We start from the raw sequence: 13,374 nt of genomic DNA on the forward strand, positions 1-13,374 counted from the left end.
GACAAGTCATGAAAATGTCCTTTCGTTGGTACGGGAAAAAGGATCCCGTTACCCTAGAAGAAATTAAAGCAATCCCTGGGATGCAAGGAATTGTCACAGCTGTTTATGATGTGCCTGTTGGTCAAGCCTGGCCTCTGGAGAACATTCTAGAGTTGAAAAGACAGGTGGAGGCTGCTGGCCTTGAGATTACCGTGATTGAGTCCATCCCGGTCCATGAAGACATCAAACAGGGCAAGCCCAACCGTGATGAGTTGATTGAAAACTACAAGACCTCAATTAAAAACGTTGGATCAGCAGGGATTCCAGTGGTCTGCTACAACTTTATGCCCGTTTTTGACTGGACGCGATCAGACCTTCATCACCCACTACCAGACGGCACCACCTCGTTAGCCTTTCTCAAGGCTGACTTAGCAGGGGTTGACCCTGTGGCAGATGACCTTAACCTGCCAGGTTGGGACTCGTCCTATTCTAAGGAGGAGATGAAGGCCATCATTGAGAATTATCGTGAAAACATTAGTGAAGAAGACCTCTGGGAGAACTTGGAATACTTCATCAAGGCCATCATGCCAACGGCTGAGGCGGCTGGTGTCAAAATGGCCATTCATCCTGATGATCCTCCATATGGTATCTTTGGTTTGCCACGCATCATCACAGGTCTCAAGTCTGTGGAGCGTTTCCTCGACCTCTACGATTCGCCAAACAATGGCATCACCATGTGTGTCGGCTCTTACGCGTCTGACCCAGCTAACGATGTGCTAGCCATCCACGAATACGCCCTCAAGCGCAATCGGATTAACTTTATGCACACCCGTAACGTGACCGCAGGCGATTGGGGCTTCCAAGAGACCGCTCACCTGTCCTCGGCTGGTGACATTGACATGAACGCGGTCATCAAGCTCTTGGTTGATTACAACTGGCAAGGGGCGCTACGTCCTGACCATGGGCGTCGCATCTGGGGTGACCAGGCCAAGACCCCTGGTTACGGCCTCTACGATCGTGCCTTGGGAGCGGCTTATTTCAATGGTCTCTACGAGGCCAACATGCGAGCGGCTGGAAAAACCCCTGATTTTGGCATCAAGACCAAAACAGTCAGAGATAACTAGAAAGGAAAAAATTAATATGACAAAGGTGATTTCGTTTCAGGATAAGGTTGTGGTGATTACAGGTGCAGGGGGTGTGCTCTGCGGTTCGATGGCTAAGGCCTTTGCCGAGGCAGGAGCTAAGGTTGCTCTGCTGGACCTCAACCAAGAGGCTGCCCAAGTTTTTGAGGATGCTATTGTGGCTGATGGCGGTGTGGCCAAGGCGTACAAGGCCAATGTCCTTGAAAAAGACAGTTTAGAAGAGGTGCGTGAGGCAGTGTTGGCAGACCTTGGCCCTTGCGACATCCTCATCAACGGGGCCGGAGGTAATAATCCACGCGCCACAACCGATAATGAGTTTCATACTCTTGACCTGCCAGAGGGGACCAAGTCCTTCTTTGACCTTGACAAGGCTGGGATTGAATTTGTCTTCAACCTCAACTATCTGGGGACGCTTCTGCCGACGCAGGTTTTTGCCCCAGACATGGTCGGTCGACAAGGGGCAAATATTATTAACATCTCCAGTATGAATGCCTATACCCCTCTGACCAAAATCCCTGCCTACTCAGGGGCTAAATCAGCAATTTCAAACTTTACCCAGTGGCTGGCGGTTCATTTTTCTCAGGTGGGTATCCGTTGCAATGCTATCGCTCCAGGCTTCTTGGTAACCAACCAAAACCGCGGCTTGCTCTTCAACGAAGATGGCACGCCATCTGCCCGTGCAGAGAAAATCTTGCGCAACACACCTATGGGTCGCTTTGGTGAAGCTGAAGAGTTAATCGGTGGCATCTTCTTCCTGGCTGATGAGAACCTATCTAGCTTTGTCAACGGCGTTGTCTTGCCGATTGATGGTGGCTTCTCTGCCTATTCAGGTGTGTAATGGTTATAAGACTGGTATAAGATCACAGGTTAGCTGGAGTAGCCCCTACCCTTCTGTCAATCTAGCAGGGTGGGATTGACCAGCTAACCTTAATCCCTATAAGAAAGGATGACAGGCATGGTGCACTTACATTTACAAACAGACGGCTTACAACCCCTTCATGAGACCAATCCCCTCTTGGTTTCTTACAATATTGAGTTTGCTGAGGTGACGGGTGGGACCTTTTGGAAGGCTTATTCGCCAGAGGAAATCGCAGGGACTAAGGACTTCTATGTAGAACCGATAGGCGAAGGCATTACAGCCATGTACAAGGATTTGATGCAGTATTATGATCCGATTGACCTGTCCAATGAGAAGCTCCGCTATTTGGCCAAAGAACTGGGCGAAGCCTGGATTCGGGTGTCGGGAACTTGGGCGACCAAGACCTATTATGATTTTGATGGCAGAGCTGGTGGTCAAGTGCCTGATGGCTATCTCAACCTCCTGACTAAGGAGCAGTGGATCGGTGTCTTGGACTTTGTCAAGGCGGTTGGGGGACACCTCATGGTGTCTTTGGCCAACTGTCCTGGGCTGCATTCGGCGGAGGAGCCCTGGAATCCCGAGCAATCTAAGCAGCTCTTTGCCCTCAGTCAACGCTATGGAGTGCCGATTGAAGCGGTAGAATTTACTAATGAGCCGAACATGATGGAGGAGACGGGTTTTCCAAAAGGCTATACCGCAGCCCATTATCGTAGGGACCATGACCTTTTCTTTGCCTGGTTAGGTGAGCATTACCCAGACTGTCTCAGGGTGGGGCCAAGTACTACAGGTGGGGATAACATCGTCTTTGGTAAGCCTGATACGACAGGTACGGGTGGTGTTGAGCAACTGGTCGGTGAGGTGGCCAACTGTGAGGATCTCTTGGAAGGGACCAAAGAAGGCTTGGACGTCTTTTCTTACCACTACTACAATGGGGTGTCCGAACGTCTAGCGCCAGTCCTGCCAAGTGGTCATTGGTCAGCTGAGGAGGCTTTGTCAGAGGAGTATCTGGCGGTGTCTGGGAATTTCTGTCAGACCTACTTGCCGCTGCGAGACCGCTTTGTGCCTGGAGCGGAGATGTGGGTGACGGAGTCGGGGGATGCTGGCGGCGGTGGCAATACCTGGGCATCGACTTATCTGGATGTCCCACGGACCCTCAATGAATTGGGAACCTTTGCTAGTTTGACCAAGGGGGTTATTTTCCACAATACCTTGGCGGCTTCTGATTATGGTTTCTTAGAACGGGTGGTCTTTACCCCACGGCCAAATTACTTTGCTGTGCTCCTTTGGAACCGCCTGATGGGGCAGCAGGTCTTTGCCAGTGGTGAACCTATTCGAGAGGGGGCGCATGTCTTTGTCCATTCTCGTCAAGATGGCAAGGGAGGTTATGCTTATCTGGTCATCAACAATTCAGAGACGAGCGCAACACGGGTAACCCTGCCAACATCGGCGGACCTTTACCTGATCGCCCCTACTGAAGGCAAGCGTCGTTCGGCTGTCATGACCTTGAACGGTCAGAGCTTGCAGTTGACCAGTGCTGGCACTTTACCAGACCTCCCAGCTGTTAGACAGGCTGCTGGGGACTTGGACTTGCCTCCTGCCAGCTGTGCCTTTATTTTGCTGGATGCAGACTAGGCTAATCATGTGAACAAGGAGGATACTGTGACAACACGAGCAACCTATCTTTTCTGTGTGGATTCAGATGGCTGTGCCATGGATACTATGACTTACAAGCACGAGCTTTTCTTTGGTCCGCTGATCACGAAACATTTTCCGATTGCAGACCCAGATGCTTTTCAAACAGACTGGGAGAAACTCAATCTCTATTCCCGTACCCGTGGGGTCAACCGCTTTACGGGTCTGGTCATGTCCTTGCAAGCGGCTGGGGTGACAGGTATTGATCGCTTGGTGGATTGGGCTAAGACGACTGATTCGCTGTCCAACGCCTCCTTAGAGGCGGCAATTGCTGAGCAGGACAGCCAGGATTTGCAGGCAGCCCTGGATTGGTCTAATGATGTTAACACCCACATCAAAGCCTATGAGGGTGAGGCGTTAGCCTTTCCGAATGCCAGAGAAGGACTAAAAAAACTCAGTCAGTTAGGCGAGGTCTATGTGGTTAGCTCTGCCAATCGCGAAGCGGTCGAAAAAGAATGGAGCGACCAAGGGCTTCTGGAGTTTGTGACGGACCTCTACTGCCAAGACCGCGGCAAAAAAGAAGATGTCCTCGCTCAGCTCCTGACCAGGGTGGAGAAACCAGACCATTTGCTGATGATTGGAGACTCCCCAGGCGATTGTCAGGCGGCCGAGCAAAATGGTGTGGCTTTCTATCCGATTATCGTCGGGGATGAGGCCCAGTCTTGGTCAGACTTGTTAGAGCATGAAGCGGATAACGTTATCGCAGGTTGTTATGATGAAGCAAGCTATAAGAGCCGCTTCTGGGAGAATTTAGATTAAGGAGAATTTATGACACATCTTGTTGATTTAACCAAAACGCCTTACAACTTGGATAAGGCGGCCATTGCTTGGGTGGAAGAGACCATCGCTGGCATGACCTTAGATGAAAAAATCGGTCAACTCTTTGTCAATATGGGAGCCAGCCGTAGCGAGGACTACCTGACAGAAGTCTTGGATACTTATAAGATTGCTGCAGTTCGCTACAATAAGGGAACAGCCGCAGAAGTCTGGGAGCAAAATTACATTTTGCAAACCAAGTCTAAGATTCCGCTCCTCATCGCTGCCAATACAGAAGCTGGTGGTGATGGGGCCGTGACAGACGGGACAAAGGTCGGTGACGAAATCAAAATCGCAGCGACCAACGACCCTCGCTATGCTTATGACATGGGCAAAATTGCTGGGATTGAGGCCTCAGCTGTCGGCTGCAATGCCTCCTTTGCCCCAATCATGGATTTGACCCGAAACTGGCGCAATCCCATCATTGCTAACCGTACCTGGGGGGCTGATGTGGATCAGACCATCGAGCTCTCCAGGGCCTACATGACAGGGATTATGGAACAGGGCATTCTGCCCTTTGCCAAGCATTTCCCAGGGGACGGGATTGATGAGCGTGACCATCACCTCTCCTATGCAGCCAACCCCATGACCAAGTCTGAGTGGATGGAGAGTTTTGGACGGATTTATAAGGAAATGACTGACGCAGGGTTACCAGGGGTGATGGCTGGTCACATTCACCTGCCAAATGTTGAAAAAGAACTGCACCCAGAGCGTGAGCTGGATGACATGTTGCCTGCTTCTCTCAATAAGACGCTGTTGGATGAGCTCCTGCGCGGCGAATTGGGTTATAACGGTGCAATCGTGACCGATGCCTCTCACATGATTGGGATGACAGCATCCATGCCCCGTCGAGAGCTTTTGCCGACGGCTATCGAGGCAGGGTGTGACCTTTTCCTCTTCTTCAATGACCCTGATGAAGACATCGCTTGGATGAAAGAGGGGTATGAGAAGGGGATTCTGACAGACGAACGCCTGCATGATGCCCTGCGTCGGACGCTGGGACTCAAGGCCAAACTGGGCCTTCATACCTTCGAAGGACGCCGTGAAGACATCCTGTTGCCAAAAGAGGAGGCTCTGTCTCGCATTCATACGGCAGAAGCGCAAGCCATTTCAGATGAGGTAGCAGACAAGGCCATTACCCTCGTTAAGGCCAAGCAACAAGGGATCTTCCCTGTGACGCCAGAGCGCTACAAGCGAATTCTAATTGTCAATGTTGAGGGCTACAAGGGTGGCTTTGGAGCTATGATTAACGCTGGGAAAAAGCGAGCATCTGACAAGGTCAAAGAACTCTTAGAGGCCAGAGGGCACGAGGTTGCCATCTGGGAGTCCACCGAAGAGCGAATCATGAAACTGCCTCCTGAGGAGCGCGGAGCAGCCATTGCCAATGTCTATGCTCAGAAACAACCGATTGCCAATCTGACCGACCACTATGACCTCATCATTAACTTGGTCGATGTCAACTCAGGAGGTACAACCCAGCGCATCATCTGGCCAGCAGCCAAGGGGACGCCAGACCAACCTTTTTATGTGCACGAAGTGCCAACCATCGTCATCTCTGTTCAGCATGCCTTTGCCCTAGCAGATATGCCACAGGTCGGTACTTACATCAATACCTACGACAGTATGGACAACACCATGACAGCCCTAGTAGCGAAATTGGCTGGTGAGTCAGAATTCACAGGCATGTCACCTGTTGATGCTTTCTGTGGCTTGCTTGACACCCAGATTTGGCGGAATCCGAAGAGCTGACGAACCATTAACGAAACTAGCGAGGCATATGCCGAGAGTACAAACACCAGCTAGACCGAATCAGATTTCTGAAGTGAATCATAGAACTCTAGACGATACCGTCTAGCCAACATTATTCTCGCCCACAAAATAAAAAAATAAGGCAGATATAAAGCCCTTGCTAGGAGTATCATCTTAGCAAGGGCTTTATCGTTATTGAGTTAGTAGGTGTAGTAGTCGAAGAATAACATCAGCTGTATTCAGCGTACTCTCTAATCAGAGATTAGTCAACTGGTGTCCTCTACATCAAGAACATTAAGAGCAAGAAATCCTATGAGAGTAGAAAACCTAAGACTTTTCTACTCTCATAGAGAAAAAAGAGTTTTTTTACTTATACGCATCAAGTAACCGAGATAAGACAAATTGAAGCACCCGAGTGCTAACTTGTCTCTTAAACGTTTTACTTTCAAACACTTCCCCCAGTTAGGAGAGTAATCGGCAAGATATACTCACGATTAGTTTGTTGCTTATCAATTTTTTTCATGAGGACATCAACCAAAAGCTCTGCTATTTCCCGCAGGGGTTGCTTAATGGTCGTCAACTCGGGATGATAGGTCTCGATAAAGTGTGTGCCATCATAGCCGATGATTTTCAGTTGCTCAGGGATCTGTAAGCCCAGCTGGCGAGCAGTGCTCATGGTCAAAAGTGCTGTCAGATCATCAGAAACAAAGACCCCATCCGGCTGGTGTTGTGTCAAGCAAGATTTGATTTCCATGGTTTTACGAATGGGAGAAAAGTCTGTCGGGATATTGACGACAGGAGCTTGAGGCAAAATAGACTGAAAACCTTGACGTCGTAGGCCTGTTGGTGAGTCCGAATTATCATTACCAGCAATCATCATGATGCGTTGACAGCCAGAGCGGTGCAAGGTCATAGCAGCCGTAATCCCGCCAGCAAAGTTATCCGATGAAATCACCGTAATATCAGGAGCTAGGTTACGGTCGAATGAAACGATAGGAGCTTCCACTCGCTGGTAGTCGTCAATTCCCAAATTATGGCTAGATGAGATAATACCGTCGACTTGGTTGGCTGCCAGCATCTCTAGATACTCTCGTTCCTTGTCAGGGTCATTTTGGCTGTTGCAGATGATGACCTTGTAGCCTTTTTTGAAGAGTTCAATCTCAAGGTATTCAATCAGTTCGGCGTAAAAAACGTTGGAAATCTTTGGGAAAATCAGACCGATGAGCTTGGCTGATTTGCCCTGCAAGCTCCGCGCCAGATTGTTAGGCTTGTAGCCCAGTTCTTTCATGGCTTCCTGAACCTTTTGAATCGTCTTCTCAGACAGGTAGCCTTTTTTATTGATGACCCGAGAGACGGTGGTCGGACTGACCCCAGCCAGTTCCGCCACGTCGGTAAGTTTTGCAACCATTATTTCGCTAATTCAAAGTAGCTACCAGTTACCTGCCCAGACAAAAGCGCAATGCCGGTCTGCTCAGCCGTTGGAAAGACCCGACTGGTAAAGACTTTTTCTCCTTTATTGATAAAAATTTCCACGATGGACTTGTCCACAAAGACATTGAGCGTCACTGCACCAGCAGCCACTTGGCAGCCCCTCGTTGTGCCAAAGTCAGTCGCAAAGGGGACCCCCACCTGACTGCGATCCAGTTCTATGATACCATTTTCCGTGTCCACTGTCAGGCGCAAACCATTCCCCTCACGATCAGCAAAGAGCAGGAGCTCGCTCACTTGCCCAGGAGCGCAGCTAAGCTCCAGCTCGTAGCTGTTTTGGGTCAATGGCAGAGCAGAGAAAACCTGTTCGCTTCGTCTCAGGCTAGTGATGGCTGGAACAGGGTACTGGTAGAGCTTGCCGTCTTTGATGGATAGCTCCTTAACCAAACTCATGGCACCCTGATAGCCATAGTCGTCAGTTGGGTAGTCCACATCAGGCAGACCAATCCAGCTGACAATCAGCGCCCGCCCGTCAGGCGTGTTAAACCCTTGAGTGGCATAGCACTCAAAGCCCTCATCAAGGTTGATGATAGTGCTTGGATTGGTCAGACGGGCTGCTTCAGCATCAAAAGTTTGACCGATGACATAGGTGTTAGGGTAGATGTTTTGGTAGTCCAGCTCTGCCTTGTCCAGACCTTGCGGGCTGTAGAGGAGAACAGGCTGTCCATCAACAAAGACCAGATTAGGGCATTCAATCATGTACTCACTCCCTCTTCCACCGAAGTCTAGGTTACCCACTTCAGACCATTTGGTCACGTCACGATCTTCAGCCTTGTAGAGCTTGATAAAGCCTTGTTTATCATGGTTTTGAGCGCCGACGCTGGCATAAAATTCATTCTCGTATTCAAAAATCTGTGGATCACGAAAATGCTCAGTCGCATCACTAGCTGGCGCAATCAGCACCTCGGCGATTTTCTCGATTTGTCCCGTCTGATCCATCCAAGCGCCGACCTGCAAGGGTGTCCGCACCCAATTCTCATCGCGGACATTGCCCGTATAGAAGATAAAGAGTTTCCCATCTATCTCATAGGCTGAACCTGAATAAGCACCGTGGCTGTCCAGTGGCGTGTCTGGGTAGATGACTGTGCCGGTCTCCGTGAAGCGAACCAAATCTTCGCTCTCCGTATGCACCCAGGACTTGAGCCCATGAGCAGGACCGTAGGGCCAGCTCTGGTAAAAGAGGGTAAACTTCCCATTAAAGTAAGAAAAACCGTTGGGGTCATTGAGCATTCCTGATGTGGGCTCGATATGGTAACCTGCTCGCCATGGAGAACTGGCTGTCTTGTCTTGAATATCAGTCAGTTCTTTTTCTGTCCAATCCTCGTAGCGCTTATAGCGTATCTCTGTCGGTAAATTCATGTTCAAACCTTTCTAGTCAGTTATCGTCACTATATATAGTAAACGTTTGCGACTGAAAAATCAAGGATTTTTAGTAAAAATAAAAAATTTCTGCAAAACGCTTGACATATTTTAGAAAGGTGATAAAATAAAAGGGTAACGAAAACCAAAAACGTTTTCAGAACGAAAAAATTTTAAGGAGACATCTTGCAATGGATAACAAACAAATTGCAAAAGAAGTGATCGAGGCTCTGGGTGGTCGCGAGAACATCAAGAGCGTTGCCCACTGTGCAACTCGTCTGCGTGTCATGGTCGTTGATGAAGCGAAAATTGACAAAGAAAAAGCAGAAAACATCGACAAGGTTAAAGGCGCTTTCTTTAACTCAGGTCAGTACCAGCTGATTTTCGGTACAGGTACTGTTAACAAAATTTACGATGAAGTCGTTGGCCTTGGCTTGCCAACCGCAACAACTGGTGAGCAAAAAGCGGAAGCTGCTGCGCAAGGCAACTGGTTCCAACGTGCTATCCGTACCTTTGGTGACGTCTTTGTCCCAATCATTCCAGCTATCGTAGCGACTGGTTTGTTCATGGGTCTGCGTGGACTCTTGGCTGCCTTGAACATGCCACTTGAAGGCGATCTCTTGGTTTACTCACAAATCTTAACAGACACGGCCTTCATCATCTTGCCAGCTCTCGTTGTTTGGTCAACTTTCCGTGTATTTGGTGGCAACCAAACCATCGGTCTCGTTCTTGGTTCAATGTTGATTGCTGGTCAACTCCCTAACGCTTGGTCGGTTGCTTCAGGCGGTGATGTGGAAGCCATGAAATTCTTCGGCTTCATCCCAGTTGTTGGTTTGCAAGGTTCTGTTTTGCCAGCCTTCGTGATTGGTGTGGTCGGTGCTAAGTTTGAAAAAGCTGTCCGCAAGGTTGTCCCAGAAGTCCTTGACCTCTTGGTAACGCCATTCATCACCCTTCTTGTGATGTCTATCCTGGGCTTGTTTGTCATCGGTCCAGTCTTCCACGTGGTAGAAGAATACATCTTGGCTGCGACTAAGGCTCTGCTTGCTTTGCCATTTGGTCTTGGCGGTCTGATTATCGGTGGTACGCAACAAATCATCGTGGTCTCAGGTGTACACCACATCTTCAACTTGCTTGAAATCCAACTCTTGGCTGACTCTGGCCTCAACCCATTCAACGCTATCATCACAGCAGCTATGACGGCTCAAGGTGCGGCAACTGTTGCGGTTGGTGTGAAAACAAAAGACGCGAAACTGAAAGCTCTTGCTTTCCCAGCAGCTCTTGCAGCCTTCTTGGGTATTACTGAGCCTGCTATCTTCGGTGTTAACTTGCGTTACCGTAAACCATTCTTCTTGTCACTCGGTGCAGGTGCGCTAGGTGGTATGTTGGCTTCTATCCTTGGTTTGGCTGGTACAGGTTCAGGTGTCACCATCATCCCTGGTACTACCCTCTACCTGGGTAATGGTCAGTTGTTCCAATACCTCCTTATGGTAGCTGTTTCATTTGCACTTGGATTTGCCTTCACTTACTTCTTTGGTTTTGAAGATGAGGCTGCTGTAAAAAAGCCTAGTCCTTCAGTTGCACCAGTACAAGCACCCGCAGCTGAAGTGACCTCTAAAGATGAGGTGCTTGTTAGCCCACTTGCTGGGCAAGCGGTAGCTCTTGCAACCGTTAATGACCCAGTCTTTTCTAGCGGTGCTATGGGGCAAGGAATTGCCATCAAACCTAGTGCTAATACCGTTTACGCTCCAGCTGATGGAACGGTTTCTGTGGCCTTTGAAACTGGGCATGCCTACGGTATCCAGTCTGACAAGGGTGCTGATATCCTGATTCACATCGGTATCGATACCGTGTCAATGGCTGGTGATGGTTTTGAGCCTAAGGTTAAAGCAGGTCAAACCATTAAGGCTGGTGATGTCATCGCTACCTTTGATTCTGCGAAAATTGCAGCGGCAGGTCTTGATGACACAACCATGATTATCATCACAAACACAGATGCCTATGCCCAAGTGACCCCACTTGCAGACGGTACAGTGACTGTTGGTCAAGACTTGATTGCCTTGAGCAACTAATATTCCCAAGGCTAGGCATTGTCCTAGCCTTGCTTGTTAGACTAGAGACTGTTTTAGAACAAGTAAACAGCACTGTCAACGCTCTGATAGTCAGATCAGAGATGGCGCCAATACTTGTCCTAAAGTGAGCGTCTCTGTTCTGACAAGAACATATTCTTCAGAGATAGAAAGGAAGACGATGACAACAAAACTTTACGGTAGTCTGGAAGCTGGTGGCACCAAGTTTATCTGTGCTGTCGGCAACAGCGATTTTGACGTGGTGGCTAAAACCCAGTTCCCAACGACCACTCCTGATGAGACCATTGCCCAAGTGATTGCCTTTTTTGAACAATTTGAGGCATTAGAGGCTATTGCGGTGGGGTCTTTTGGTCCTATTGATATTGATGAAAACTCACCGACCTACGGTTACGTGACAACAACTCCAAAATCACATTGGTCTAATGCCGATATGATTGGTCCTATGAAAAAGGCTCTTAATGTGCCGATTTACTTTACGACGGATGTTAACTCGTCTGCTTATGGCGAAGTTATTTCCCGCGATGGCGTCGAAAACTTGGTCTACTACACGATCGGCACAGGCATTGGCGCTGGGGCTTACATGAATGGACAGTTCATCGGTGGTATTGGGCATACCGAGATGGGACACACCTATATGGCTATCCATCCAGAGGAAGGCGAATTTGAAGGGATTTGCCCATTTCACAAAAACTGCCTCGAAGGGTTGGCAGCCGGTCCATCTCTTGAGGCCAGAACCGGTATCCGTGGGGAACACATCCCACTAGATAGTGATGTTTGGGATAAACAAGCCTATTACATTGCCCAAGCTGCCATTCAGGCAACCATGATGTTCCGCCCAGAGGTTATCGTCTTCGGTGGTGGCGTCATGGCTCAAGACCACATGCTCAAACGCGTGCGGGATTACTTTAGCCAGCTCCTCAACGGCTACCTGCCAGTACCTGCGGTTGAGGATTATATCGTGACCCCGATTGTGCCAGAAAACGGCTCTGCAATCATCGGAAACTTCGCCTTGGCGATGAACATTGCTCCCGAAGACGAGGGCGCCATCTAAGATCCAAAAACAGATTCGATCTATGGTCGGTCTGTTTTTCTTTTGGAAGATTGCAGAGCGACCTAATGAGTAGACAAGTCTAATTTAGAGTAACATCTGGTACCGGGTCGTCGCTCTGCTATTGCCCAAAAGGGTCAGACTTTCCAAATGCCTCAAAATATGCTACAATCAAGAAAATCATTCAAGGAGTTATTATGCCACAACCATTATTTTTTAAGTCCGTCTTGCAGGAAAAAATCTGGGGTGGTCATCGCTTACGCGATGTATTTGGCTATACCTTGCCAAATGATAAGATTGGCGAATATTGGGCAATTTCCGCTCATCCCAATGGTGTATCAGTTGTCTCAAACGGTGCCTTAGCTGGACAAGCGCTGGACACCCTTTATGCCGAGCGCCCCGATCTTTTTGGTTACCCAAAAAGCCCAGTCTTTCCCCTCTTAACTAAAATTTTAGATGCCAATGACTGGTTAAGTGTTCAGGTTCATCCTAATGATGCCTATGGTCTGGCACATGAAGGTGAGCTTGGCAAAACAGAGTGCTGGTATGTGATCGCAGCAGACGAAGGTGCAGAGATTATCTACGGACATGAAGCGACCAGCCGTGAGGAATTAGCTGAACGTATCGAGGCAGGCGATTGGGATAAGCTGCTGACACATGTCCCTGTCAAAGCTGGAGATTTTTTTGATGTGCCAGCAGGAACCATTCATGCGATTGGGAAAGGGATTATGATTCTGGAGACCCAGCAGTCAAGCGATACCACCTATCGGGTCTACGATTTCGACCGACGTGATGATGCAGGTCATTTACGCGAACTTCACTTGTCCAAGTCGATTGACGTGGCAACGATTGGAAAGCCCCTCAACACGACACCAGCTCGCTTGGAGCTTGAGCACCTCACGACAACGGTTTTTGTCAGCAACAGCTTTTTTACCGTTTACAAGTGGGACATTACAGGTGAAGTCAAGATGACTCAAACAGCGCCTTACCTCCTTATCAGTGTTTTAGACGGTGATGGTCAGTTAAAAATTGAGGACACGATTTATCAACTGACAAAAGGAGACCATTTCATTTTGCCAAATGATGTGATGGCTTGGGCATTTGACGGAGATATGACACTGATCGCCAGCCATGTCAATGAGAAAGAGGACTAAA

The 13,374-nt window shown here is 48.9% G+C and carries 10 protein-coding genes; 8 read left to right on the forward strand and 2 right to left on the reverse strand.

The features are described from left to right. Positions 1–8 precede the first annotated feature (8 nt). From ACERC5_RS02700 to ACERC5_RS02720, 5 genes are all read left to right on the forward strand, one after another. Positions 9–1,103: a mannonate dehydratase gene (locus tag ACERC5_RS02700; RefSeq protein ID WP_373660107.1), complete on the forward strand. Its 1,095-nt coding sequence runs from the start codon at positions 9–11 to the stop codon at positions 1,101–1,103. A gap of 16 nt (positions 1,104–1,119) precedes the next feature. Next, positions 1,120–1,959, forward strand: coding sequence for an SDR family oxidoreductase (locus ACERC5_RS02705; RefSeq protein ID WP_373660109.1), 840 nt, complete (start codon positions 1,120–1,122; stop codon positions 1,957–1,959). Positions 1,960–2,076: 117 nt separating this feature from the next. Further along, a complete protein-coding gene (locus tag ACERC5_RS02710; RefSeq protein WP_373660110.1) occupies positions 2,077–3,612 on the forward strand; it encodes a beta-glucuronidase in 1,536 nt (511 codons plus the stop codon). A 78-nt stretch (positions 3,613–3,690) separates the two neighbouring features. Further along, positions 3,691–4,431: an HAD family hydrolase gene (locus tag ACERC5_RS02715; RefSeq protein WP_373660137.1), complete on the forward strand. Its 741-nt coding sequence runs from the start codon at positions 3,691–3,693 to the stop codon at positions 4,429–4,431. Positions 4,432–4,440: 9 nt separating this feature from the next. Further along, positions 4,441–6,237 carry a glycoside hydrolase family 3 protein gene (locus ACERC5_RS02720; RefSeq protein WP_373660111.1) on the forward strand — a complete coding sequence of 599 codons (1,797 nt, stop codon included), beginning with the start codon at positions 4,441–4,443 and terminating at the stop codon, positions 6,235–6,237. Between the two features lie 445 nt (positions 6,238–6,682). Here ACERC5_RS02720 and ACERC5_RS02725 read toward each other — a convergent pair whose 3' ends face one another. Beyond that, complete coding sequence (locus ACERC5_RS02725; RefSeq protein WP_018368166.1) at positions 6,683–7,645, reverse strand: LacI family DNA-binding transcriptional regulator; 963 nt, start codon at positions 7,643–7,645, stop codon at positions 6,683–6,685. After that, positions 7,645–9,084, reverse strand: coding sequence for a sucrose-6-phosphate hydrolase (locus ACERC5_RS02730; protein WP_373660112.1), 1,440 nt, complete (start codon positions 9,082–9,084; stop codon positions 7,645–7,647). The genes ACERC5_RS02725 and ACERC5_RS02730 overlap by 1 nt, the downstream gene beginning before the upstream one ends. Positions 9,085–9,275: 191 nt before the next feature. Between ACERC5_RS02730 and ACERC5_RS02735 the strand changes: the two genes are divergently transcribed. The 3 genes from ACERC5_RS02735 to manA all read left to right on the forward strand — a co-directional run bounded on the left by ACERC5_RS02735 (position 9,276) and on the right by manA (position 13,373). Beyond that, complete coding sequence (locus tag ACERC5_RS02735; protein ID WP_373657991.1) at positions 9,276–11,153, forward strand: glucose PTS transporter subunit IIA; 1,878 nt, start codon at positions 9,276–9,278, stop codon at positions 11,151–11,153. A 178-nt stretch (positions 11,154–11,331) separates the two neighbouring features. After that, complete coding sequence (gene scrK / locus ACERC5_RS02740) at positions 11,332–12,222, forward strand: fructokinase ScrK (RefSeq protein ID WP_373660113.1); 891 nt, start codon at positions 11,332–11,334, stop codon at positions 12,220–12,222. A 194-nt stretch (positions 12,223–12,416) separates the two neighbouring features. Continuing rightward, a complete protein-coding gene (gene manA / locus ACERC5_RS02745) occupies positions 12,417–13,373 on the forward strand; it encodes a mannose-6-phosphate isomerase, class I (protein ID WP_373660114.1) in 957 nt (318 codons plus the stop codon). Position 13,374: the final 1 nt, after the last annotated feature.

Origin of the sequence: Streptococcus sp. E24BD (assembly GCF_041807825.1) — a bacterium.
In the GTDB taxonomy this organism is placed as follows: Bacteria; Bacillota; Bacilli; order Lactobacillales; family Streptococcaceae; genus Streptococcus; species Streptococcus entericus.

What these genes read in the sequence shown, in the direction of transcription:
- ACERC5_RS02700 (WP_373660107.1), top strand. Translation starts at nt 9, where the DNA reads ATGAAAATGTCCTTTCGTTGGTACGGGAAAAAGGATCCCGTTACCCTA.
- ACERC5_RS02705 (WP_373660109.1), top strand. Translation starts at nt 1,120, where the DNA reads ATGACAAAGGTGATTTCGTTTCAGGATAAGGTTGTGGTGATTACAGGT.
- ACERC5_RS02710 (WP_373660110.1), top strand. Translation starts at nt 2,077, where the DNA reads ATGGTGCACTTACATTTACAAACAGACGGCTTACAACCCCTTCATGAG.
- ACERC5_RS02715 (WP_373660137.1), top strand. Translation starts at nt 3,691, where the DNA reads ATGGATACTATGACTTACAAGCACGAGCTTTTCTTTGGTCCGCTGATC.
- ACERC5_RS02720 (WP_373660111.1), top strand. Translation starts at nt 4,441, where the DNA reads ATGACACATCTTGTTGATTTAACCAAAACGCCTTACAACTTGGATAAG.
- ACERC5_RS02725 (WP_018368166.1), bottom strand. Translation starts at nt 7,645, where the DNA reads ATGGTTGCAAAACTTACCGACGTGGCGGAACTGGCTGGGGTCAGTCCG.
- ACERC5_RS02730 (WP_373660112.1), bottom strand. Translation starts at nt 9,084, where the DNA reads ATGAATTTACCGACAGAGATACGCTATAAGCGCTACGAGGATTGGACA.
- ACERC5_RS02735 (WP_373657991.1), top strand. Translation starts at nt 9,276, where the DNA reads ATGGATAACAAACAAATTGCAAAAGAAGTGATCGAGGCTCTGGGTGGT.
- scrK (WP_373660113.1), top strand. Translation starts at nt 11,332, where the DNA reads ATGACAACAAAACTTTACGGTAGTCTGGAAGCTGGTGGCACCAAGTTT.
- manA (WP_373660114.1), top strand. Translation starts at nt 12,417, where the DNA reads ATGCCACAACCATTATTTTTTAAGTCCGTCTTGCAGGAAAAAATCTGG.